The 22,232-nt window shown below is 65.6% G+C and carries 14 protein-coding genes and 1 pseudogene; 10 read left to right on the top strand and 5 right to left on the bottom strand.

The features are described 5' to 3' along the window. Window positions 1–507 precede the first annotated feature (507 nt). From J5M67_RS11840 to J5M67_RS11830, 3 genes are all read right to left on the bottom strand, one after another. Complete coding sequence (locus J5M67_RS11840) at window positions 508–702, bottom strand: hypothetical protein (protein ID WP_207885508.1); 195 nt, start codon at window positions 700–702, stop codon at window positions 508–510. Continuing rightward, a complete protein-coding gene (locus J5M67_RS11835; RefSeq protein ID WP_207885507.1) occupies window positions 668–1,711 on the bottom strand; it encodes a TerC family protein in 1,044 nt (347 codons plus the stop codon). The genes J5M67_RS11840 and J5M67_RS11835 overlap by 35 nt, the downstream gene beginning before the upstream one ends. A gap of 200 nt (window positions 1,712–1,911) precedes the next feature. Next, the gene (locus tag J5M67_RS11830; protein WP_207885506.1) at window positions 1,912–3,294 is read right to left on the bottom strand and encodes a phosphate ABC transporter substrate-binding/OmpA family protein; all 1,383 of its coding nucleotides are present in this window, start codon (window positions 3,292–3,294) and stop codon (window positions 1,912–1,914) included. Window positions 3,295–3,490: 196 nt separating this feature from the next. On the opposite strand from J5M67_RS11830, the gene J5M67_RS11825 reads away from it, so the two are divergent. From J5M67_RS11825 to J5M67_RS11810, 4 genes are all read left to right on the top strand, one after another. Further along, window positions 3,491–3,724 (top strand): hypothetical protein, encoded by a 234-nt coding sequence (locus J5M67_RS11825; protein ID WP_207885505.1) that lies wholly within the window; start codon window positions 3,491–3,493, stop codon window positions 3,722–3,724. 134 nt (window positions 3,725–3,858) lie between these two features. Next, window positions 3,859–5,832, top strand: a complete 1,974-nt coding sequence (locus J5M67_RS11820) for a hypothetical protein (RefSeq protein WP_207885504.1) — start codon at window positions 3,859–3,861, stop codon at window positions 5,830–5,832. Window positions 5,833–6,084: 252 nt separating this feature from the next. Further along, window positions 6,085–6,708, top strand: a complete 624-nt coding sequence (locus J5M67_RS11815; protein ID WP_207885503.1) for a response regulator transcription factor — start codon at window positions 6,085–6,087, stop codon at window positions 6,706–6,708. Between the two features lie 390 nt (window positions 6,709–7,098). Further along, complete coding sequence (locus J5M67_RS11810; RefSeq protein ID WP_207885502.1) at window positions 7,099–8,334, top strand: hypothetical protein; 1,236 nt, start codon at window positions 7,099–7,101, stop codon at window positions 8,332–8,334. A 60-nt stretch (window positions 8,335–8,394) separates the two neighbouring features. Here the strand turns inward: J5M67_RS11810 and xthA are convergent, their stop codons facing one another. Next, window positions 8,395–9,207, bottom strand: a complete 813-nt coding sequence (gene xthA, locus J5M67_RS11805; protein ID WP_207885501.1) for an exodeoxyribonuclease III — start codon at window positions 9,205–9,207, stop codon at window positions 8,395–8,397. Between the two features lie 129 nt (window positions 9,208–9,336). Between xthA and J5M67_RS11800 the strand changes: the two genes are divergently transcribed. The 6 genes and pseudogenes from J5M67_RS11800 (at window position 9,337) to J5M67_RS11775 (ending at window position 21,237) form a co-directional block, all read left to right on the top strand. Continuing rightward, window positions 9,337–9,984, top strand: a complete 648-nt coding sequence (locus J5M67_RS11800; protein WP_207885500.1) for an N-acetyltransferase — start codon at window positions 9,337–9,339, stop codon at window positions 9,982–9,984. 68 nt (window positions 9,985–10,052) lie between these two features. Beyond that, entirely contained in the window at window positions 10,053–11,783 is a 1,731-nt protein-coding gene (locus tag J5M67_RS11795) for an autotransporter assembly complex family protein (RefSeq protein ID WP_207885499.1), read from the top strand. A 14-nt stretch (window positions 11,784–11,797) separates the two neighbouring features. Further along, window positions 11,798–15,463 carry a translocation/assembly module TamB domain-containing protein gene (locus tag J5M67_RS11790; protein WP_207885498.1) on the top strand — a complete coding sequence of 1,222 codons (3,666 nt, stop codon included), beginning with the start codon at window positions 11,798–11,800 and terminating at the stop codon, window positions 15,461–15,463. Window positions 15,464–15,573: 110 nt separating this feature from the next. After that, window positions 15,574–18,285, top strand: a pseudogene (gene mgtA / locus J5M67_RS11785) (magnesium-translocating P-type ATPase); the annotation flags it as partial. Between the two features lie 235 nt (window positions 18,286–18,520). Beyond that, complete coding sequence (locus J5M67_RS11780) at window positions 18,521–18,979, top strand: (2Fe-2S)-binding protein (protein ID WP_207885496.1); 459 nt, start codon at window positions 18,521–18,523, stop codon at window positions 18,977–18,979. An 11-nt stretch (window positions 18,980–18,990) separates the two neighbouring features. Further along, complete coding sequence (locus J5M67_RS11775) at window positions 18,991–21,237, top strand: xanthine dehydrogenase family protein molybdopterin-binding subunit (RefSeq protein WP_306432261.1); 2,247 nt, start codon at window positions 18,991–18,993, stop codon at window positions 21,235–21,237. A gap of 42 nt (window positions 21,238–21,279) precedes the next feature. Here the strand turns inward: J5M67_RS11775 and J5M67_RS11770 are convergent. Continuing rightward, on the bottom strand, window positions 21,280–22,232 hold a 953-nt coding region (locus tag J5M67_RS11770), incomplete at its 5' end, for an AraC family transcriptional regulator (protein ID WP_207885495.1).

Here is a 22,232-nt window from a genome sequence, read left to right as displayed (position 1 = left end):
AATGAAAAAGGCCCGCTGATGCGGGCCTTTTTCATTGGCGGGGAGTCATGCTGTGCGTAGGAGCAACTGTCTTTTGGGCTATTCGCTACGCTCACCCTTCGGGCCGCACTGAAGTGCGTTCAGCGCAAGCGCTGTCCCGCGTTCGCGGGAGTGACGATGTCGTGCACCGCGCTCCGCAATCGTCATCCCCGCGAACGCGGGGATCCAGAAGACGGTAGGAGCGGACTCCGTCCGCGATGTGCAACTGGCCAGCGGGTAGGGCGCATAACGCCTACGGCGTTATCCGCCATCGATGCCATCGGCGGATAACCCGTTCCGGGTTATGCGCCCTACGGAGCTGATGCGGGCCTTTTTCTTATTCAGCGGCGCCCTCTGGGCGCAATCGCGGGCATGGCCCGCTCCTACAGGGGAACGCTGGGTTCACAGGCTGTTGTAGGAGCTGGCCATGCCTGCGACAGCCCTTGCGCTGAAGCAGCATCGAGGACAAATCTTCTCCTACAAGCGAGGTTACGGCTCTGAGGGCTCCGACGTGTCGGCCCTGGCCTGCTCCAGCCACCACTCCCGTCGCGTATGCAACTGGGCGGCAAAGGCCCGCGCAGCGGCCTCGTGAGGGAAGCGCAGCGCACGACGACCGAGGCGGACCTGCCAGTAGGACTGGCCGCGAAACTCAACGGTTTCGATCCTCACCTCCAGTGCTTGCATGCACACTCTCCTGGCTCACGATTTCCAGCGGCTCCTGGCTGGCGTTACGGGTCTTGATCAACGATAGCAGGATGCCACCGGCGAGCAGGCCGAAGGTTACGCCAAGCGACAGGGCGGCGGGAACCTTGCCGATGAAACCGTGGAGGAAAATCTTCGTGCCGATGAACACCAGCACCAGGGCCAGGGCGTACTTCAGGTAGACGAAGCGGTGGATCATCGCCGCCAGCGAGAAGTACAGGGCGCGCAGGCCGAGGATGGCGAAGATGTTCGAGGTGTAGACGATGAACGGGTCCTGGGTGATGGCGAAGATCGCCGGCACGCTGTCCACGGCGAACACCAGGTCCGCCAGCTCGATCAGGACCAGCGCCAGGAACAGCGGGGTGGCGAAACGCACCAGCTTGCCCGAGGCATCCGGCATCTTCACGAAGAAGTGGTGCTCGTGGATCGTGTCGGTCATGCGGATGTGCTTGCGCAGAAATCTCAGTACCGGGTTGTTCGCCAGGTCCGGTTCGTCGTCGTGCTTGCTGAACAGCATCTTCACGCCGCTGAACAGCAGGAAGGCGCCGAACACGTACATGATCCATTCGAACTCCTTCACCAGCGCGGCGCCCAGGCCGATCATCAGCGCGCGCATGACGATGGCGCCGAGGATGCCCCAGAACAGCACCTGGTGCTGGTAGCGGCGGGGGATGCCGAAGAAGCCGAAGATCATCGCCATGACGAACACATTGTCCATCGACAGCGACTGTTCGACGAGGAAACCGGTGTAGTACTCCACCGCGCGGGTGGCGCCGAACTCGAACCAGACCCAGCCGCCGAAGGCCAGGCCGCAGGCGAAGTAGCCGGCGGAGAGCATCAGGCTTTCGCGCACCCCGATCTCATGGTGATCGCGTTGCAGAACGCCGAGGTCAAGTACGAGCAGGAGAATCACGATGGCCAGGAAGGCCAGCCAGAACCAGGTGGCGGTTCCGAGGAATGGTTCGGTCAAAAAGGCGTGCAGAGCTGTCATGTGGCCCCTCCCTTGGTGTCGTTGTCGAAAAGTGACTCCGACATGGCGGTTGGCAACCGTCAGAGGGGCCCGGCGTCACTCGCGGAAAAATAGCAGAGCACCCGGCGCAGGCAAGCGATGGAACGTAACAAGTTCCTACATCGGTTCAGGCGGGGCGATCGGCACTTGCACGAAAGTCTGGACGCCGATCGCCGGCAGGATCAGTAGACCCAGACCTCGACGCGACGGTTCTTCACCCGTCCGTCATTGTCGTTGTTGGCCGCAACCGGCAAGGCATCGCCCAGGCCACTGATCTCACGGAACATCACGCCGTCCTTGGCCAGCTCGCGGCGCACCGCCATGGCGCGGAGCTTGGAGAGCAGCTCGGCGCGTGCGGGGTCCTGTTTCGGATCGCCGAAGCCGACCAGCACTGCCTGCTTGGTCATCTTGCCGTTCTGCTGCAGGTATGCCAGCAGGCGGTCGACATCGCGCTGGGCCTTGTTGTCGAGGGTGGCACTGCCCTCGCGGAAGCGGAAGTTCACCGACAGGCGCCGGGCATCACGCGCCAGGGTCTGGTACGCCTCCGGCATGCCGGCCCGTGGCGCCATTTTCACCGCCTGGACGCGTTGGCCGACGAAACCGCTCGTACTGACCAGCGCCTGCCCCTGGTCACCCTGGGCGAACTGCAACAGCGCATGGGCCCAGCGGTTGCTCTCCTCGGGCTTCATATAGAGGTACAGGCGGCGCGACAGCGGATAGTCCTCGGTGGCGATCAGTGTGGTGGAGGGCGGCATCGCGAGGGAGTTGCCGTCGGCGATACGCAGCGCCTTGGCCTTCTGGATCGACGACAGGCCGACGAAACCGATTCCTTGCGGGTCGGCGCTGACCTGCGCGGACAACTGGTCGCTCGACTCGAATCGTTGCGCGCCGTTGGCCAGGGTCTTGCCGTGGCTGGCCAGCACCAGTTCCTTGAAGGTGTCGAAGGTCCCGGAGTTGTCATCGCGGGCGTAAAGTCGGATCGCGCCGCCGCGCCCGCCGAGTTCCTCCCAGGTCTTCACTTCGCCGGAGAAGACGCGCGCGAGATTGTCGGTGGTCAGCTCTTCCAGGGCGTTTGCCGGGTTGACGATGATCGCCAGGCCGTCGATGCCGATCACCTGTTCGGCCTTGGCGCTGCGCAGGTTGCCCGATGCCGACAGGCCCGCTGCTTCGGCGTCCTTGATCGGGCGCGAGGCGGCGGCCAGCTCGGCGCTGTTGTCCTTGAGCGCGACGAAGCCGGTGCTGGAGCCGTGGGCGGCCAGGTCGACGATGGCCTCCCTGCCGTCCTGGCTGCGGCCAATGATGCGTTGTTCGTTTTCCGCCGTGCCCGGTTGAGCACTGACGTTGCTGTAGCCCTCGCTTACCAGCAGGCCCTTCACCAGCTCCGGCAACAGGTGTGCACCGATGGTGTTGGAGCCCTGGATGCGCAGCACCGGTTCACTGCCCTGGGACGAGGGCAGGGCGGCAAAGGCCTGCCAGGGGAACGCGTAGCAGATGAATCCGATGATCAACCAGGCGATGGTGACGGGCCAGGCCTGAGCATCGGCGGCGCTCGGCTTGTACGACATTGAGCAACTTCCATTTGAGGCATCGATGGCGCGGCAGATTAAGTCGGAATCATTGCATCGGTATGACGCTTTGCTGCATTGCAGAGCTGTTTTCGCAGCCTTCGGACATGACTGACGGCTTGCAGGAAGTTTCCGATTTCCGCTCCTTTTCAGCGCCGGTATACAAGCGCTCGTATTGAGAGTTCTGGAGATCGAGATGGACGAGATCGTCGACTTTGCGTCGGTGCTGATGAAGCTGGTGATCATCCTGGCAATCGTGCTGATGGCCGGTTCGTTGGTCGTGATGCCGGACAGCGCAGGTGGGTTCGTGCCGTCGATGCTCATGCTCATCGTGCCGTTGTTCGTGCTGACGACGCTGTTGGATCTGGTGCACATCCTGCGCGACCGTTCAGTGGGCGGCTTTTCGTCGAAGCTGTCGCGTCGTGGGTGAGCTCTCTGCGGCGTGGTGCTCGATGTGCTTGAGGTGATCGGAATATTCCCGGGGCAGATCAGGAAAGCCTGATAACGCCACCTTATCGGTCAAGCGACACTTGCGCCGTTTCCACGCCCTGCTGGAAGGTAACCATGACCCAGCTTCAAACTGCTACCGGGCCACTCCCGGCTGGCCCCGAACATCGCGCCAAGCTGATTTCGCTGGCCGTGCACAATGCCTCCGCCATCTGCTGGGGGCGCCCCTGGCGCAGGCGTGCCCTGAGTTTGCCGGCCACGCGTGAATTGACGTTCCAAGGCATCAGGCTGCCGCCCCTGGCTCCGCGGTCGTGGTTGCACCTGCTGGCGAGAGCCGGTCTGCTGGCCAGGCGCCCGGCGCCAGCAAGCGTCCTGACAAGTCCGATGGACCCGGACGAGATCCCGACGATTTCCGGCCTCGGCTTCGAGTTGTGCACGGACATTATTCTCGACTTCGCCCAGGTGGCCCGTTTGACCAGGCTGCAGAACGAGGAAGCGCAAACAGCCCATTCCGCTGAAGAACCGGATGCTTCAGGGCCGGAGCAGGCGCCTTCGTCTCACTACACTGTTGCGGGGCAGGGAGAGGACGCGCTGCAAGTGTTTGGACCCGCGGAAAGGGTGTCGCCGGATGCCATTGACCTGGAGTTTCTGAGCGACTCGCTTGCGGCATCGCGTGACGCTCTGGCCGAGCCCACTGACCCTCCTCTATTCGAACCGGCCGATTCGTCTGCCGTTGACCTTGCATCGCCTGAGCCGCAGGAGGCGACGGTCTCGCCGTCTGCCGAGTCGCCAGTTGAAACCGATGTCGAGCCCCCCGTGCTGGAGACGATGACGTTCACCGAGCCGCGAGTGGCGGAAGAGCCGGGCGTTGCCGCGATGGCGGAGTCGGCAGTAGCTGATGCTGCCGAACAACCAGCTGCAGAGGTGGTTGCATTCTCTGCACCGCAAGCGGTGGAAGCCCCGGCTGTTGTTGCGCTGGATGAGCCTGCGGTTGCGGATGTTGCAGAGGAGCCCACTCCGGACGTGGAGTCGTCCTTCGAACCGCAAGCGGAGGAGGTGCCGGTTGTTGTTGCGCAGGATGAGCCTGCGGTTGCGGATGTCGCCGAGCAGCCTGCGCCGGAGATCGTGTCTTCCCATGAAGCGCACGAGCCGGAAGCCCCGGCCGTTGTTGCGCTGGCCGAGCCCGAGCAATTTCCGGAGACGGTCTCCGCCGCTGAAGAACGCCGCGAGCACGAGTTCTCCGGCGCGATGGTGTCGAGCCTGGAGGAGGCGGGCCATGCAACGGCAGTCGGTACGCCAGCGGTGGCGACATCGGACGAGCCGGCAGCACACGCGGCGGACGCAAGCTTGGTGGCAAACAGCAGCCTTGAAGCAGCAGTGCTTCAGGGAATCTTGATCCAGAAGGAATCTGTAATGACTGAAATGCACGATGTGATACCCGAAGCAGAGACCCCGGGCGTTTCCGCTCCGATCTGCTCGGCGGAATTGCGGGAAGTAGCTGCCGCACTGAGCGTTCCTCAGCTCGATGCCGATCCGGATGATGTGCTCTGCGATGTCCAGAGCACGCTGAACTCGCTCGCCGGCATGGCCCAGGGTCTGAGTCAGCAGAAGCAGGCTGCAGGGCGCCTGCAGGAGGAACTGGAGGAGTGGAACAACCAGTTGCAGGAGCGCGAACGCCTGGCCAGCGACAAGGAGGAGCGTCTGCTGCAATTGGAGAACCATCTCAAGGAAGCCAAGGCCAATCTGGATCGCATGGCGACCGAGAACAATCGCTTGCTGGCGGAGCGCAGCGAGGCACTCAAGGAGCTGGCCCAGACGGTCGATCTGCGTGACAAGGCCACGCTCAAGCGAGCCGAATCGATCCAGGCCGAGCAACAACGTATCGACGAGCAGTTGGCCGCCTTGCGCGCGCGCGCCAGCGAGCTGGATGAGCGCGAAAGCTCCCTCAAGCGCAAGAGCGAGGATCTGGGGATGCGGCTCAAGCAACTGCAGAGTGCCAAGGATAAGTTCAGTGCCATCGTCAAGAGCTTCAACGAGACCGTGCAGTTCAACAGCACTCTGTCCGCCATTTCCAAAACCGTAGTCGAGTGAGTTTGCAGGCCAATGTGTACGGGGGGACGCATTGACCGTTCTTATTGGCTGGCGTGCTTGCGCTGATGTGATGGATGTTGCCAGGGACAAGGGATTGTCCTGCGCCAACAGGTCGTCCGATTGCGGTCGCCGACGCTTGCAGAATGTTCAACGCAACCCTGCGGGTTTGGCGCGCGCAGTAACTGCTTTTGCTGCGTCACGTCGGGCCCGGCCCGCGGTCGGCGAAACGAGGCCTTCGCAACAAGGAGTAACATGGCCCGAATCGTAATCATCGAACCTTCAAGGCGCGATTTCATCACCATCCGCAGGTTCTTGCAGGCCAGCGGCCATCAGTGCGAGCTGCATTTCAAGCTGGCGCGGCAGGCGCTGAACCATCTGAAAACCGGAGATTGCGACCTGCTGGAGGTGACGCTGGAGCTGCCGGATATTCATGGTATGGAACTGGTCGCGATGCTCCGGCGTGCGGGTCAGCTCGAAGAAACTACGCCGGTGCTGGTGTGTTCCAGCCTCGGTACTTCCCTGAATATCCAGCGCGCCATTCGCACTGGCGTGTCCGGCTTCCTGTTGATGGATGATCGCCCGGCCCTGATCGGGCGCGCCATCGAGACCGTTCTGGCGGGGGGAACGATTTTCCCCGAACATGCGCGGCTGCCATTGGGGGAAGATCCCAGGTGGAAATCCGCCCTGGTATTTCCTTCCCATCTGATTGCCGTGCTGCACGGTCTGCATCGAGGCGATTCGCTGTCTTCCCTGGCCGAGCTTCTTGATTTGTCCGGGACGAGCGTCGGGCAGCACAAAAGGCAACTAATGCGCAAACTTTCCGCCAGCTCCCTGGACGAGCTGTTCAGCATCTGCGAAGAGATTGGATTGCTGTAGCGGTTTAGCTCCCCCATCGGGACCTGTTCATGCGGGTCCTCTTTCTACGAAGTGGCCCGGTGATTCTGAGCCCGCCTGCCATCGGGAGCAGGCTCTTCGCTGTCATCCGATGAAGCAGCTCGGCCGTCTTGCATATTTTTCCTTCGACGATGCAGGAATCTACTGACATCCCTCTCGCGGCGCAGTTGTAAGAATTTGTCCTGCAACCTGTCCTGCACTGTCGAACCGACGGATAAGCGGGACAGCCCATCGGCTCATAGCATCGGCCTGATTGCCCTTCGACTGGGGACCAGCATCGAAGGCATCTCCACCCAGCCGCCGGCACTGATCGGAACATCGATCCGGGCGAGTACTGGAGTGTGGTCGATCACCCTGAGGGTAGGACGTTCCATGACTTCACATGTGAAGCGGCTTGAAGGACAGGAGGAGTATGGCTTCCCCGCCATGACCATCTCCCAGCAGTCCGTGCAGACCGCCATGTCTCAATCATCCGATGCGGGCGGGGAGCCGGGCAGAACTCAACCCTTTTCCGCGCCTTCGCTGTCCCTGCGTGCCAAGGATGCGCCGCGCTCTTCGCTATCGGCGGGTCATATCGCCATTCGTGCGAAGGAGTCGGTTGCCTCGGGTGACGCACTGGGCGCCGACGAGCATGGGGCTCCCACTGCGCAGGTCATCGATGCATTCGAAATGCTCGAGAAGGACCTGGCTGAGCTCGAGTCCGCCTGCTCGGGTCTTGGGGCTTCGGATCAGCAGTCCCACGAGGCTTCTGCTGCAGCGATCGATGCCGCCCGCCAGGCTCAGCCCGATCCGCAGATATCCGAATCCGTGGTGCCCGAGTCGGACATTGCCATTTCGCAGGTATCCGAAAGCCATTCGGCGAGCCCAGTAACGACCGCTTGTTCCAGCCAGGGTCTTTCCCTCTTCTCCCAAAAGGAATTTTCCACCATGAACGCCCACGCTCAACTTCAGCAGGAACACGTCAGCACGGATGCCGCCATTGGCCAGGCGTCGATGGAACCCGTGCCCACTGCATTCCAGTCCCCGGATGTGGAAACTGACGGTGTCCTGCACGATGTACAGTCCACCCTCGATTCGCTGGCCGGCATGGCGCATGGCTTGTCACAGCAGAAGCTGGAGCTGGTGAATATGCGCGAGTCGCTCGAGGAGCGGCGTATGCAAGTCCTGGAGCGCGAACGTCAGCTGGCCGAGCGGGAGGAGCGGCTGTCTCAACAGGAACAACGCCTGCACGAGGAAAAGCAGAGCATCGAGCGTGTAGCGGAACAGAATGCCGCGATCCTCGCCGAGCGCAGCAGTGCGCTGCAGGCCCTGGCGGAGTCCGTGGAGAGTCGCGACCGTGCAACGATCAAGCGCGCCGAGGCCTTGCAACAGGAGCAGCAGCATATCGAGCGTCAGCTGAACCAGGTGCGTGCCCGGGCCCAGGAACTGGATGAGCGTGAAGTCAGCCTGCAGCGTCAGGGCGCTGATCTGGCTGCACGCTTCAAGCAACTGCTCGATGCGAAGGAGCGTTTCGGTGCCATCGTCAAAGGTTTCAACGAGACCGTGCGTTTCAATACCACCTACAGCGCTATCAGCAAGAGCGTCGGCACCGTTGCGAACGAATCCTGAGCAGGGTTGGACCGAAGAACGACAAAGCCCGGCGATGCCGGGCTTTGTCGTTTGCGCGGGTTATTTCAGCTGCAGCCAGATCGGCGCGTGGTCCGAGGGCTTTTCCATGCCGCGGATGTCATAGTCGACGCCGGTGTCGGCGATGCGATTGCGCAGCGCCTCGGAGGCGAGGATGACGTCGATGCGCAGGCCGCGCTTGGGCTCGTCCTCGAAGCCACGGCTGCGGTAGTCGAACCAGCTGAAGCGGTCGCTCACTGCCGGGTTCTGCAGACGGAAACTATCCACCAGGCCCCAGCCTTTCAGGCGTGCCAGCCATTCGCGCTCTTCGGGCAGGAAGCTGCACTTGCCGGTCTTCAGCCAGCGCTTGCGGTTCTCCTCGCCGATGCCGATGTCGCAGTCTTCCGGCGAGATGTTGATGTCGCCCATCACCACCAGTTGCTGGGTGGGCTGGAAGCGGGTTTCCAGCAGGTCCTGCAGGTCGGCGTAGAAGCGCTGCTTGGCGGGAAACTTCACCGGGTGCTCACGGTTCTCGCCTTGCGGGAAGTAGCCGTTCATTACAGTGATCAGCTCGCCCTGGGCATCCTTGAAGGTGCCCCAGATGAAACGGCGCTGCGAATCCTCACCATCGTTGGGGAAGCCGCGTTGCAGTTCCAGCGGCTCCTGGCGGGAGAGCAGGGCGACGCCGTAATGGCCTTTCTGCCCGTGGTAGTGGACGTGGTAGCCGAGGGCCTCGACTTCCGCACGGGGGAACTGGTCGTCCGCGACCTTGGTTTCCTGCAGGCCGATCACGTCCGGCTGATGGCGCTCGACGATGGCCTGCAATTGATGGGGACGTGCGCGCAAACCGTTGATATTGAAGGAGACGATTTTCATCCTGGACGTCCTGGCAAAAGAACGATGCTAGCCCATGGTGGCCGATTCTGGCGACCCTGGCGCGCCGCTGCTAGTGTTTCGTGGCTGGAGCGCTCCCCATCAGAAGACACCACAACAAGAGGCGTCCGCATGCCTGATTCGACCGCCGAAGTGCGCCTGCTCGACAGCGGCTACAGCCGCGAAGTCCGCTCGCTGCTGTATCACGCCTATCGCCACGAACCCACCTTCGCCTACCTGTTCGAAGCCGACCGACCCGGTTTCGACCAGCGCGTGCGCGCCACGGTGCGCGAGCTGACCAATCAGCACTTCCTCGAAGAACTGCCGGCCATCGGCCTGCTGCGCGAGGACCGCCTGGTGGGCGTGGCCCTGATCGCGCCACCCCAACAGCGCCTGGATATCACCGAGAGCTGGGCGTGGCGCATGCGCATGCTGCTCACCACCGGTTTTCGCTGCACCCGCCGCTACCTGGACTACCACGCCGCCGTGCTCGGTTGCCTGCCGCCGGGGCCGTACCACATCCTGCCGCTGATCGGCATCCATCCCGAGTTCCAGGGTAAGCACCTGGGCGAGCAACTGCTCGATGCGCTGCATGCCTGGTGCGCGGAGGAGGGCAGTTCCCAGGGACTGGTGCTCGACACGGGAAATGCGCGCTACCTGGAGTTCTATCGCCGCCACGGCTACGAGGAACTGGGCGAGGTGGCCCTCGGGCCGATCCGGGAACATGTGCTGTTCCATCCGAACCCGAGGCCGGAAAGCCAGCTGGCCAGCCAGGGATAGCGTTTTTGAGGATTCCAGCGTTCCGGGAAAGGGCTTGATCGCCATTTCCCGTGCTAGCATTCCGCGCCATGAGAGTTGTCCAAGGATTGCTTGGGCTGCTGCTGTTGATGGCGTTCTGCTTGCAGGGAGCGCTGGCAGCCGAAGCCCATCTCGACGTTCGCATCACACCCGCCACCCCTGCGCTCAAGGCCAACATCGAGGCCTATGTAGGCAGCCTTGGCGAGCGTGATCAGGCGGCATTGCGGCGCATGCGGCGCACTACCGAAGAGCAGGCACAGAAGGCCGCGCAGGCGCTGGGCTACTACCAGGCGCGCGTCCGCAGCCGGGTGCGCGACGGGCAACCGCCGACCCTGCTCCTGAACGTGACGCCCGGTGAGCCGGTGCACCTGCGCAACGTCACCATCCGCGTCGAAGGCCCGGCGGCCGAGCTCAAGAGCTTCCGCGTGCCCGGCGGCGATGCCCTGAAGCCCGGCGCGCAGCTCAACCATGGGGCCTACGAGGATGCCAAGCGGCTGATCCAGAACCAGGCGTCGCGCTTCGGTTTCTTCCGTGGCCAGTTCAGCCAGCAGCAGTTGCGGATCGATCCGGTGGCCGGTGTCGCGGACATCGAGCTGGTGTATGTCAGTGGTCCGCGCTCGACCCTCGGCAAGGTCGATTTCAGCGGCGACTACCCGTTCGACGACGAGCTGCTGCAACGCATGGTGCCGTTCAAGGAGGGTACCCCCTACGACTCCGAGCTGATCGCCGACCTCAACCAGGCGCTGCAGTCTTCCGGCTACTTCGACGGCGTGCGCGTGGACGCGGCGCCGCAGGCCAAGGCCGCCTCCGACGTGATTCCAGTCGATGTCCACCTGCAGGTGCGCAAGCCCAGGACCATGGGCCTGGGCCTGGGCTTTTCCACCGATGTCGGGCCACGGGCCAAGGCCAACTGGACGCGCCATTGGGTCAATCCCCAGGGGCACAGCCTGGGCTGGGAGGCGGAAGTCTCCGCGCCCCGGCAGAACGTCGGTGCCTGGTACGAGATTCCGCTGGACCCGCCGCTGACCGATAAATTGCGCTTCCTCAGCGGCTACCAGAACGAAGACCTGGTGGACACCCAGAGCAAGCTGCTCACCCTCGGCAGCGAATGGCACCACAAGCTCGACAGCGGCTGGCAGCGCGTGGTGTCGCTGAACTGGCAGCGCGAAGAGTACAAGCTGGGCGACGATTCGGGCTTGAGCAGCTTCCTCATGCCGGGGATTGGCTATTCGATCCTCGAAGCCGACAACAAGGTCGATCCCAGCCGCGGCTATCGCCTGCAGTTCGATGTGAAGGGCGCCAAGCAGGGATTCCTGGCCGACGCCGACGTGGCCCATGTCAATGCGCTGGCCAAGGGACTGACCAGCTTCTGGGGCGGCCAGCGCTTGCTCGGGCGCATCCAGCTCGGCGGCATTGCCACCAACGACTACTCCTCGATCCCGCCGTCGCTGCGTTTCTTCGCCGGCGGTGACCAGAGCGTGCGCGGTTACGACTACCAGACACTGTCGCCGAAAAACTCCGAGGGCGACCGCATCGGTGGGCGCTACATGGTTGCCGGCAGCGTCGAATACCAGTACCCGATTGCCGAGCGCTGGCGGCTGGCGGCCTTCGTCGACCAGGGCAATGCGTTCAATTCGCTGGACTTCCCGTCGATCAAGACCGGCGTGGGTATCGGTATCCGCTGGGTCTCCCCGGTCGGCCCGTTGCGCCTGGACCTCGCCGATGGTCTCGACGAGGACGGCGGCATCCGTATCCACTTCTCCATGGGGCCTGAACTGTGAGCCGGGCGGGCTGGATGCGCGCGATGCGCTGGCTGCTGGGCGGGCTGCTCGGCCTGATCCTGCTGGTGGCGGCGGGCCTGGCGGCCTTGCTTGGGACCGAAGCGGGCAGCCGGATGGTGCTGCAGCGGGTGCCAGGATTGACCGTGGATGGCTTCAGCGGCCGCCTGGCCGGCGCCTTCACCGCAAAGCATCTGGAGTGGAGCGACGGCGCCACCCGCCTGGTACTGGACGAGCCGGACATTGCCTGGGGGCCGGGATGCCTGCTGCGCATGACACTGTGCCTGAACCGCGTGGCGGCCACGGAGATCCGGCTGACCCTGCCGCCGAGCGAGGCGAGCGAATCATCCGGCCCCGTGCAGTTGCCGAGCCTCGACCTGCCGCTGACCCTGGAGCTGGGCGATGTACGTATCGGCCGCTTCCTGCTCGACGACCTGGAACAACTGCGTGACGCCAACCTGGTGGCGAACTGGGATCGGCAGGGCCTGCACATCGAGTCGGCGACGCTGGCCCGGGGTGACCTGCGGCTGTCGCTCTCCGGTCTGCTCAAGCCCACCCAGGGCTGGCCGTTGCAGGCGCACGGCAGCCTCGACCTGCCGGCCGTAGGCGGCAAGCCCTGGTCGCTGCAGCTCAAGGCCGACGGCGAACTGCAAGGCCACCTGAAACTGCAGGCGCAAAGCAGCGGTTACCTGAATGGCACGCTGGAAGGCGACCTGCAACCGCTGGCGGAAAACCTGCCGGCACAGGCGCTGGTGCTGGCCGACGGCTTCAAGGCCGATGCCTCGTTGCCCGATACGTTGACGCTGAATCAGGTCCGCCTGAATGCCAGTGGCGACCTGAAGAACGGCTACCAGATCGCCGGCGCGGCCCTGTTGCCGGCCGACGACAGTCCGGTGGTGCTGACCCTGCGCGGCCGCGTCGACGCCAAGGGCGCGGATATCGCCGCGCTCGACCTGACTGCCGCCCAGGCGCAACGGTTGGGCGTGCAGGGCCGGCTCGACTGGCAGGACGGCTTTGCCGCCGACGCCACGCTCGACTGGCTGGACTTCCCCTGGCGGCGCCTGTACCCGGCTATCGAAGAGCCACCAGTGAGCGTGCACAGTCTCAAGGCCGAGGTGCAGTACCGCGACGGCGCCTACCTGGGCAACTTCGATGCGGCACTGAATGGTCCGGCGGGGGCGTTCACCCTGGCCAGCCCGGTTTCCGGCAACCTGTCGGAAGTCTTCCTGCCGTCGCTGCAACTGGTGGCGGGGCAGGGCAAGGCCGAAGGGCATGTGAAGGTAGGTTTTGCCGACACCGTCAGTTGGGACGCCGCCTTCGACCTGCGCGACCTCGATCCCGCCTATTGGTTGAAGGAGATGCCGGGCCGCCTGGGCGGACCGCTGCGCAGCCAGGGCTCGCTCAAGGGCGGCAGTCTCAACCTGTCCGCGAACCTCGACCTGCAAGGCCGCCTGCGCGGCCAGCCGGCAGTGATCAAGGCCCGCGCCGAAGGTGCCGGGCAGGCCTGGAAGGCGGATGACCTGATCCTGCAACTGGGCGACAACCGCATCACCGGCCAGGCGGCGCTGGAGCAGCGGCTTTCCGGAAAGCTGGACCTCGCCCTGAATCAATTGGGCCAGCTGTGGCCGCAGCTCGCCGGCCAAGTGAGTGGCCGCCTCGACCTGGCCGGCACCCTGCAAGCACCGCAGGGCCAATTGGCGCTCAATGGCCAGCGTGTCGCCTACGCCGGCCAGAGCCTGCGCACCCTGGCGCTGGATGCGAAACTGGATGCCGCCCAGCGTGGCCGCCTGGACCTGCAGGTGCAGGGCCTGCGCAGCGGCGACACGCGCCTGGGCACGCTCAAGCTGGAGGGCAGCGGTGACAAGCAGCGCCAGCAGCTCACGCTGAACCTGCAAGGCAAGCCGGTGGTCCTCGCGCTGGGCCTGGACGGCACCTGGAATGGCCGCGACTGGCGTGGCCGCCTGGCGCAGGGCGATATCCAGAGCGGCGGGCAGGATTGGCGCCTGCAACAGCCGGCGAAGCTGGAGCGGCTGGCCGATGGCCGGCTGACCCTCGGCGCGCACTGCTGGGCCTCGGGCCCGGCCAGCCTGTGCGCGGAAGACCAGCGCCTGATGCCCGACCCGCGCATGCGCCTGCACTTGCGCCAGTTCCCGCTGGACAGCCTGGCCCGCTGGCTGCCGGAAGACTTCGCCTGGCGCGGCCAACTGGACGGCGACGTGCAGCTGGACCTGCCGGCCAGCGGTCCGAATGGTTCGATCCTGCTCAACGCCGGCAGCGGCACGCTGCGCCTGAAGGAGCAGGACGACTGGGTCGATTTCCCCTACCAGAGCCTGCAACTGGAAAGCCGCCTGACGCCCCGTCGCATCGACACCCGCCTGCAGTTCAACGGCGAAAAGCTGGGCACGCTGGATGCCCAGGTGCAGCTCGATCCCCGGCCGAAATCCAAGCCGGTGAGCGGCAGCTTCAGCCTCAACGGGCTGGACCTGTCCATCGCCCGGCCTTTCGTACCGGCAGTGGAGACCCTCAAAGGGCGGCTCCACGGCAACGGGCAGATATCCGGCGGGCTCCTGGCACCGCGGGTGGACGGCAACCTGCGGCTGGTCGATGGCGAAGTGTCCGGCGGCGACCTGCCGACTCGCCTGGAGCACCTGCAGGTGGACGCGCGCATCGCTGGCGAGCAGGTGGACCTGAGCGGCAACTGGACGGCCGGGGAACACGGCAACGGTAACCTCTCCGGGCGGATCGCCTGGAACGAGGCGCTGAATGTCGACCTGAACGTGCGCGGCAACCGCCTGCCCGTGACCGTCGACCCCTACGCGGAACTGGAGGTCGAACCGGACCTGGCGATACGCATGGCAGGCGAGGGCCTGGCAGTTTCCGGCAAGGTGCAGGTGCCCCGTGGCGCCATCACCATTCGCCAGTTGCCGCCTTCGACGGTCAAGGTGTCCGACGACACCGTGATCGTCGGCCAGAAGCAGGAACAGAAGGCCGCCAGTGCATTGCACATGGACGTCGATGTGACCGTCGGCGAGGACAAGCTGACCTTCTCGGGCTTCGGCCTGAACGCCGAGCTGGCTGGCCAGGTGCACGTCGGCGACAACCTCGATACCCGTGGCGAACTGCGCCTGAACAATGGCCGCTACCGTGCCTACGGGCAGAAGCTGACCATCCGCCGCGCGCGCCTGCTGTTCGCCGGCCCCATTGACCAGCCGTACCTCGACATTGAGGCGATCCGCAAGGTCGACGACGTGATCGCCGGCCTGCGCCTGACCGGCAATGCCGAGCAGCCGCGCAGCGAGGTGTTCTCGGAACCGGCGATGAGCCAGCAGCAGGCGTTGTCCTACCTGGTACTGGGCCGGCCGATGAGCACCGGCGAGGACAGCAACATGATGGGCGAGGCGGCGCTGGCCCTGGGTCTGGCCGGCAGTGCGCCGCTCACCGGCGAGGTCGCGCAGAAGCTGGGCATCAAGGACTTCCAGCTGGACACCGAAGGCGCCGGCAACAGCACCAGCGTGGTCGCCAGTGGCCAGCTCTCCGACAAGCTCAGCCTGCGCTACGGCGTGGGCGTGTTCGAGCCGGCCAATACCATCGCCTTGCGCTACCTGCTGAGCAAGAAGGTCTACCTGGAGGCGGCCAGCGGCCTGGCCAGTTCACTGGACATCTTCTACAAGCGCGATTTCTGACGCCAGGACGCGGCCCCGTGGCGGCCCGCTCCCAGCCTTCATGGCGTCTTAAGAAAGGCCCTACAGACTTCCCGATGCCGCCAATTATCCGGTGGTAACAGGGAGTCGACATGCGCCTGGATCACCTCAGGACCCACCTGCTGGAATTCATCAACAAGGGCTTTCCCGCTCGTCAGTTGCGCCGCCTTGCTGCGCGCGACCTGCTGCGGGGCGCCGCGGCGGGGCGACATGCGCCCGCACCCCTGGCAGGTGCCTTGCTGGAGTGGTCGGTGCTGGAGCCCCAGGCAGCGCTCGATCGGCTGGGCAGTCGCCGCGAGGGACTCAGCGAATCGGAAGCCGAAGAACGGCGCCTGCGCTCGGGCCCGAACGAAGTGGAGCAGGACCGCCCGATCGGTGCCTGGCTGCACCTCTGGTACTGCTACTGCAACCCCTTCAACCTGTTGCTGAGCCTGTTGGCGGCGATCTCCTGGGTGACCGAGGACGCCGAAGCCGCTGTGGTGATCGGCAGCATGGTGCTGATTTCCACGCTGATGCGCTTCGTCCAGGAGAAGCGCTCGAACCGCGCCGCCGAACAGCTCAAGGCGATGGTCAGCAATACCGCCACGGTGTTCCGCAGCCCCGATGGCGAAGGTCCGCTGCGCAGGCAGGAAGTGCCGATCCGCCAGCTGGTGCCCGGCGATGTGCTGTGGCTGTCGGCCGGCGACATGGTGCCGGCGGATGTGCGGCTGCTCAGCGCCAAGGACCTGTTCGTCGGCCAGGCGGCGCTGACCGGCGAATCACTGCCGGTGGAGAAATTCGCCCAGCTGCGCGATGCCCGCCAGTGCAATCCGCTGGAGCGCGACAACCTATGCTTCATGGGCACCAACGTCATCAGCGGTTCGGCGCAGGCCGTGGTGGTCGGCACCGGAGCGCGCACCTACTTCGGCTCGCTGGCCGAACGGGTGATCGCGGCGGACCCGGCGCCCACCGCCTTCCAGGCCGGGGTGAACAAGGTCAGCTGGCTGCTGATCCGCTTCATGCTGGTAATGGCGCCGCTGGTGCTGCTGATCAACGGCTTCACCAAGGGCGACTGGTTGCAGGCGGCGCTGTTCGCGTTGTCCATCGCCGTCGGTCTGACCCCGGAAATGCTCCCGATGATCGTCACCTCGACCCTGGCCAAGGGCGCGGTGGCGCTGAGCCGGCGCAAGGTCATCGTCAAGCGCCTGGACGCCATCCAGAACTTCGGCGCGATGGACATCCTCTGCACCGACAAGACCGGCACCCTGACCCAGGACCGCATCGTGCTGGAGCGTCACACCGATGCCTTCGGCCAGGTCCAGGACCGCGTCCTGCAGCTGGCTTTCCTCAACAGCCACCACCAGACCGGGTTGAAGAACCTGCTGGACGTGGCCGTGCTGGAACACGTCGAGCTGCGCCACGCGCTGCGGGTGGACAGCCGCTACCGCAAGGTCGACGAGATTCCCTTCGACTTCGCCCGCCGGCGCATGTCGGTGGTGGTTCGCGAGCCGGATGGTCATCACCTGCTGATCTGCAAGGGCGCGCTGGAGGAGGTGCTGGACGTCTGCATCGCGGTGGAGGCCGGCGATGCCGTGGTGCCGCTGGACGGCGAGCGCCTGGCGAGCATCCGCGCGGTCGCCGAGGACCTCAACCGGGAAGGCCTGCGGGTGGTCGCGGTGGCGACCCGCGAATTGCCGGCGGAACGCGAGGGCTATGGCGTGGCCGACGAGACCGGGCTGTGCCTGGCCGGCTACATCGCCTTCCTCGATCCGCCGAAGGAAACCACCGCCCCGGCGTTGCGCGCCCTGGCGGAAAACGGGGTGGCGGTGAAGGTGCTGACCGGTGACAACGAGCGGGTCACCCTGAAGGTCTGCCGCGACGTCGGCCTGCCGGTGCAGGGCGTGCTCCTCGGCCCGCAGCTGGACAGCCTCGACGATGCGGCACTGGGCGAGCTGGCCGAGCACACCACGCTGTTCGCCAAGCTCACCCCCGGTCACAAGGAACGGCTGGTGCGCGTGCTGCGCGAGCGCGGGCACGTGGTGGGTTTCCTCGGCGACGGCATCAACGACGCCCCGGCGCTGCGCACGGCGGATATCGGCATCTCGGTGGACTCGGCGGTGGACATCGCCAAGGAAGCCGCCGACCTGATCCTGCTGGAAAAGAGCCTGCTGGTGCTGGAGGAGGGCGTGATCGAAGGCCGCCGCACCTTCGCCAACATGCTCAAGTACATCCGCATGACCGCCAGTTCCAACTTCGGCAACGTGTTCAGCGTACTGGTGGCCAGCGCCTTCATTCCATTCCTGCCGATGCTGCCGTTGCAGTTGCTGGTGCAGAACCTGCTGTACGACCTGTCGCAGATCGCCATTCCCTTCGACCATGTCGACGACGAGCAGCTGCGCCGCCCGCAGCAGTGGAACCCGGGCGGACTGGGACGCTTCATGGTGTTCTTCGGGCCGGTCAGCTCGCTGTTCGACATCGCCACCTTCCTGGTCCTGTGGTTCGCCCTGGGCGCCAATGCGCCCGAGCACCAGGCGCTGTTCCAGTCCGGCTGGTTCGTTGAAGGGTTGATCTCGCAACTGCTGGTGGTGCACATGATCCGCACGCGGCGCATCCCCTTCCTGCAGAGCCGCGCGGCCTGGCCGCTGCTGGGGATGACCCTGGCGATCATCGCGGTGGCGGTGTTCCTGCCCATGGGACCGCTGGCCCACTCGTTCCGCATGCAGGCCTTGCCGCTGGCCTACTGGCCGTGGCTGGCGGGCATCCTGGCAGGCTACATGGTGCTGACCCAGGCGGTGAAAGGCTGGTTCGCGCGACGCTATGGCTGGGATCGCAGCGCGCCGGTACGCCCACGGGCAGCGCTGGCGCTGGGCGAGCGCGCGGACGCCTGAGCCCAGCGCCGGCAGTTTCAGGCAAGGCTGCGCAGGACCAGGCAAACCGCTCGGCGCTTTCTTCGCGTATCGTCGCGGCGCGTGCCGGGCATAGCGCCTAGGCTGAACCGATGCGTGCCGGAGCCAGGGGGCTGCGGCCATCCCATCACCCGAGGAAGAGGTGAACTCGCCGATGATTACCCTGAACCTGAACGGCAAGGACCATGAATTCGACGCGCCCGGCGAGATGCCGCTGCTCTGGGCCCTGCGCGACGTCGCCGGGCTGACCGGCACCAAGTACGGCTGCGGCATGGCGCTGTGCGGCGCCTGCACGGTGCACATCGACGGCCAGCCGACGCGCTCCTGCGTCACGCCGCTTTCGGCGGTGGCGGGCAAGAAGGTCACCACCATCGAGGCCGTGAGCGAACAGCCCGCCGGCAAGGCCGTGCAGGACGCCTGGCGGCGGCTGGACGTGGTGCAGTGCGGTTACTGCCAGTCCGGGCAGATCATGTCCGCCACCGCGCTGCTGGCCTCCAACAAGGCGCCCAGCGATGCCGACATCGACACGGCCATGAGCGGCAACATCTGCCGCTGCGCCACCTACGCGCGAATTCGCGCCGCCATCCACGACGCTGCCAAGACCCTGGCCTGAGGAGCTCCGACATGCGTGATACCCGCATCGATCAGGAAGAGGCGCAGCAGCGCGGCATCTTCAACCTCAGCCGCCGGCATTTCCTCCGGGGCGCCGGTGGCCTGGCCCTGGGCATCTACTTCGCGCCGCTGCTCGCGCGCATGGGCGATGCCGAGGCGGCCGGCGAGTTCGAGCCCAACGCCTTCGTGCGCATCGCCCCCGACGGCACGGTGACGGTGATCGCCAAGCACGTGGAAATGGGGCAGGGCAGCTACACCGGCCTCGCCACCCTGGTGGCCGAGGAGCTGGATGCCGACTGGGCTCACGTGCGTGTGGAAGGAGCGCCGGCCGACGCCAAGCGCTACGCCAACCTGGCTTTCGGCAACCTGCAGGGCACCGGCGGCAGCACGGCCACTTCCAACTCCTTCGAACAGATGCGCAAGGCCGGCGCCAGCGCCCGCGCCATGCTGGTGGGCGCCGCCGCCGAACAGTGGAAGGTACCCGCCGCGCAGATCCAGGTACATGACGGCGTGGTGACCCACGCCGCCTCCGGGCGCAAGGCCGGCTTCGGCGAACTGGCCGAAGCGGCGGCCAAACAGCCGGTGCCTGCCGAGGTGAAGCTCAAGGACCCGAAGGACTTCAAGCTGATCGGCCAGGAAAGGCTCGCGCGCATCGACAGCAGCGGCAAGACCGATGGCTCGGCGGTGTTCACCCAGGACATCCAACTGCCGGACATGCTGGTGGCCGTCGTCGCCCACCCGCCGCGTTTCGGCGGGGTGCCGGCCAAGGTCGACGCGACCAAGGCCAAGGCGGTGCCGGGCGTGGTCGCGGTGGTCGAGTTCCCCGGCAGTCCGACGCGCTTCGCCGGTGTGGCCGTGCTGGCGAAGAACACCTGGGCCGCGCGCCAGGGCCGTGACTCCTTGCAGGTCGAGTGGGACGAGAGCAAGGCATTCAGGATGGGCAGCAAGGAAATCTTCGCCCAGTACCGCGAGATGGCCGGCAAGCCCGGGTTGGTGGCGCGCAATGTGGGCGACGTCGACAAGGCCCTGAAGCAGCCGGCCAAGATCATCGAGGCGGAGTATGAGTTCCCGTTCCTGGCCCACGCGGCGATGGAGCCGCTGAACTGCGTGGTCCAGCTCAAGGACGGCGGCGGTTGCCAGATATGGAACGGCGAGCAGTGGCAGACCGCCGACCAGGCGGCGGTGGCGCAATTGCTTGGCGTCGCGCCGGAACAGGTAACGATCACCCAGCTGTATGCCGGTGGCAGTTTCGGCCGGCGCGCCAATCCGCAGTCGGACTATGTGCTGGAGGCGGCGGCGATTGCCAAGGCGGCCCATGAGCAGGGCATCAAGGCACCGGTGAAGATGGTCTGGACCCGCGAGGACGACACCCGTGGCGGCTACTACCGCCCGGCGTTCCTGCATCGTGCGCGGCTGGCCGTGGACGGATCGGGCAACCTGGTGGGCTGGGAGCAGCGGCTGGTGGGCCAGTCATTCCTCATTGGCACGCCGTTCGAGAAGATATTGGTGAAGGACGGCATCGACAAGGTCGTCGTGGAGGGCGCGGAGGACCTGCCGTACGCCGTGCCCAACCTGCGCATCGAGCAAGCCCTGGCGGAGAACGTCACGGTGCCGACCCAATGGTGGCGCTCCGTGGGGCACACCCACACGGCGTTCTCCACCGAGACGCTGGTCGACGAGGCCGCCATCGCCGCCGGCAAGGACCCGTACGAATTCCGCCGCGCACTATTGAAGGACCATCCCCGCCATCGCGGCGTGCTGGAGCTGGCCGCACAACGGGCCAACTGGCAGGCGCCGCTGGCCAAGGGCACCGAGGGCGAGCAGCGCGGCCGCGGCATCGCCGTGCACGAATCCTTCGGCAGCTTCGTGGCCCAGGTGGTGGAAGTGACGGTCAAGGCGGACCACAGCTTCAAGGTGGATCGCGTGGTCTGCGCGGTGGACTGCGGCCTGGCGATCAACCCGGACGTGATCAAGGCGCAGATGGAGGGTGGAATCGGCTTCGCCCTGTCGGCCGCGATGCACAGCGCCATCACCCTGACCGACGGGAAGGTGGATCAGTCCAACTTCCACGACTTCCAGGTGTTGCGCATCAACGAGATGCCCGTGGTGGAGGTGCATATCGTGCCCTCGGCGGTGCCGCCAAGCGGTGTCGGCGAACCCGGCGTGCCGCCCTTGGCGCCGGCGCTGGCCAACGCGCTGTTCGCCGCCAGCGGCAAACGTATCCGCATCCTGCCGATCGGTAATCAGTTGCAGGCCTGAGCAGGGCTCGCCCCTCTCCCCGCGAGAGGGGCGGCCTCGCCCTTATTGCGTCTCGCGCTTCCCGCCATCGGCGCGGAAGCGCTCCGGCGTCGTCCCCGTATAACGCTGGAACGCCCGGTGGAAGCTGGTCACATGCTCGTAGCCGAGCAGGAAGGCGATCTCCTGCAAGGCCATGCGGCTGGCCAGCAGGTAGCGCTGGGCCAGCGCCATGCGCACCTCCAGCACGATGCCCTTGAAGGTCAGGCCGTATTCGCGCAAGCGCCGTTGCAGGGTGTAGGGCGGCATGCGCAGCCAGGCGGCGGTCTGCTCCAGGTCGGGCAGGGGGATGCGGGCGTTCTGCAGCAGATAGAAGCGCACGTCGTCGGGCAGCGTCTGGCCGCGCTCGAAGCTGGCCAGGGTCGCCGCGCCCTGGGCCTGGCACAGGCGCGTTACGGTCGGGTTGGCGGTGGAGAAGGGGCGGTCGTGGAATTCCCGGGGAATCCACAGTTGCGCCTGCGCGCTATTGAACCGGCATTGTCCGGGGAACAGCTCCTGATAGACCTTCGCATGGGTCGGCGGCGGGTAGGGGAGGTGAATCTGCATGCCGGTGCAGCCTTCCAGCTCAGGCAACCGCTGGCATAGCCAGCGCCAGGTGCTGCTTAGCCATTCCTCGCACAGCGCATTGCGCTCCACCTCGCTGAACGGCGGCAGCTGCAGGGTCAGGCGGATGTGGCTGGCGTCCTCGTCGAGCTGGGTGTGGATGGGGTGCGGCATCAGGCTCGACGGCTGGCCGAGGGAGATATCCCAGGAGCGCCGCAGGTTGGCCGCGCTGATCAGGGCGTAGCCGATCACGCCCAGGTCGTAGAGGTTGTAGCGCTGGCCCAGGTGCAGGAAGAAGTCGCTGCTGCCCAGCAACCCGGCGGCCTGCTGCAGCAGTCGGTAGTAGCGCGCGAAGTTCATCCCGGCGGCGGCCGCGTCACCGGTTGGCGCCAGCCCCAGGCCGCCAAGCAGGGGGG

This window comes from Pseudomonas sp. 30_B (assembly GCF_017491605.1).
In the GTDB taxonomy this organism is placed as follows: Bacteria; Pseudomonadota; Gammaproteobacteria; order Pseudomonadales; family Pseudomonadaceae; genus Pseudomonas.
The sequence above is the reverse complement of the archived record's forward strand: the minus strand, read 5'-3'. Positions and strand labels throughout refer to the sequence as shown.

Excerpts from the sequence above, each read along its gene's own strand:
- J5M67_RS11840 (WP_207885508.1), bottom strand. The coding sequence starts at position 702 with ATGCAAGCACTGGAGGTGAGGATCGAAACCGTTGAGTTTCGCGGCCAG.
- J5M67_RS11835 (WP_207885507.1), bottom strand. The coding sequence starts at position 1,711 with ATGACAGCTCTGCACGCCTTTTTGACCGAACCATTCCTCGGAACCGCC.
- J5M67_RS11830 (WP_207885506.1), bottom strand. The coding sequence starts at position 3,294 with ATGTCGTACAAGCCGAGCGCCGCCGATGCTCAGGCCTGGCCCGTCACC.
- J5M67_RS11825 (WP_207885505.1), top strand. The coding sequence starts at position 3,491 with ATGGACGAGATCGTCGACTTTGCGTCGGTGCTGATGAAGCTGGTGATC.
- J5M67_RS11820 (WP_207885504.1), top strand. The coding sequence starts at position 3,859 with ATGACCCAGCTTCAAACTGCTACCGGGCCACTCCCGGCTGGCCCCGAA.
- J5M67_RS11815 (WP_207885503.1), top strand. The coding sequence starts at position 6,085 with ATGGCCCGAATCGTAATCATCGAACCTTCAAGGCGCGATTTCATCACC.
- J5M67_RS11810 (WP_207885502.1), top strand. The coding sequence starts at position 7,099 with ATGACTTCACATGTGAAGCGGCTTGAAGGACAGGAGGAGTATGGCTTC.
- xthA (WP_207885501.1), bottom strand. The coding sequence starts at position 9,207 with ATGAAAATCGTCTCCTTCAATATCAACGGTTTGCGCGCACGTCCCCAT.
- J5M67_RS11800 (WP_207885500.1), top strand. The coding sequence starts at position 9,337 with ATGCCTGATTCGACCGCCGAAGTGCGCCTGCTCGACAGCGGCTACAGC.
- J5M67_RS11795 (WP_207885499.1), top strand. The coding sequence starts at position 10,053 with ATGAGAGTTGTCCAAGGATTGCTTGGGCTGCTGCTGTTGATGGCGTTC.
- J5M67_RS11790 (WP_207885498.1), top strand. The coding sequence starts at position 11,798 with ATGCGCGCGATGCGCTGGCTGCTGGGCGGGCTGCTCGGCCTGATCCTG.
- J5M67_RS11780 (WP_207885496.1), top strand. The coding sequence starts at position 18,521 with ATGATTACCCTGAACCTGAACGGCAAGGACCATGAATTCGACGCGCCC.
- J5M67_RS11775 (WP_306432261.1), top strand. The coding sequence starts at position 18,991 with ATGCGTGATACCCGCATCGATCAGGAAGAGGCGCAGCAGCGCGGCATC.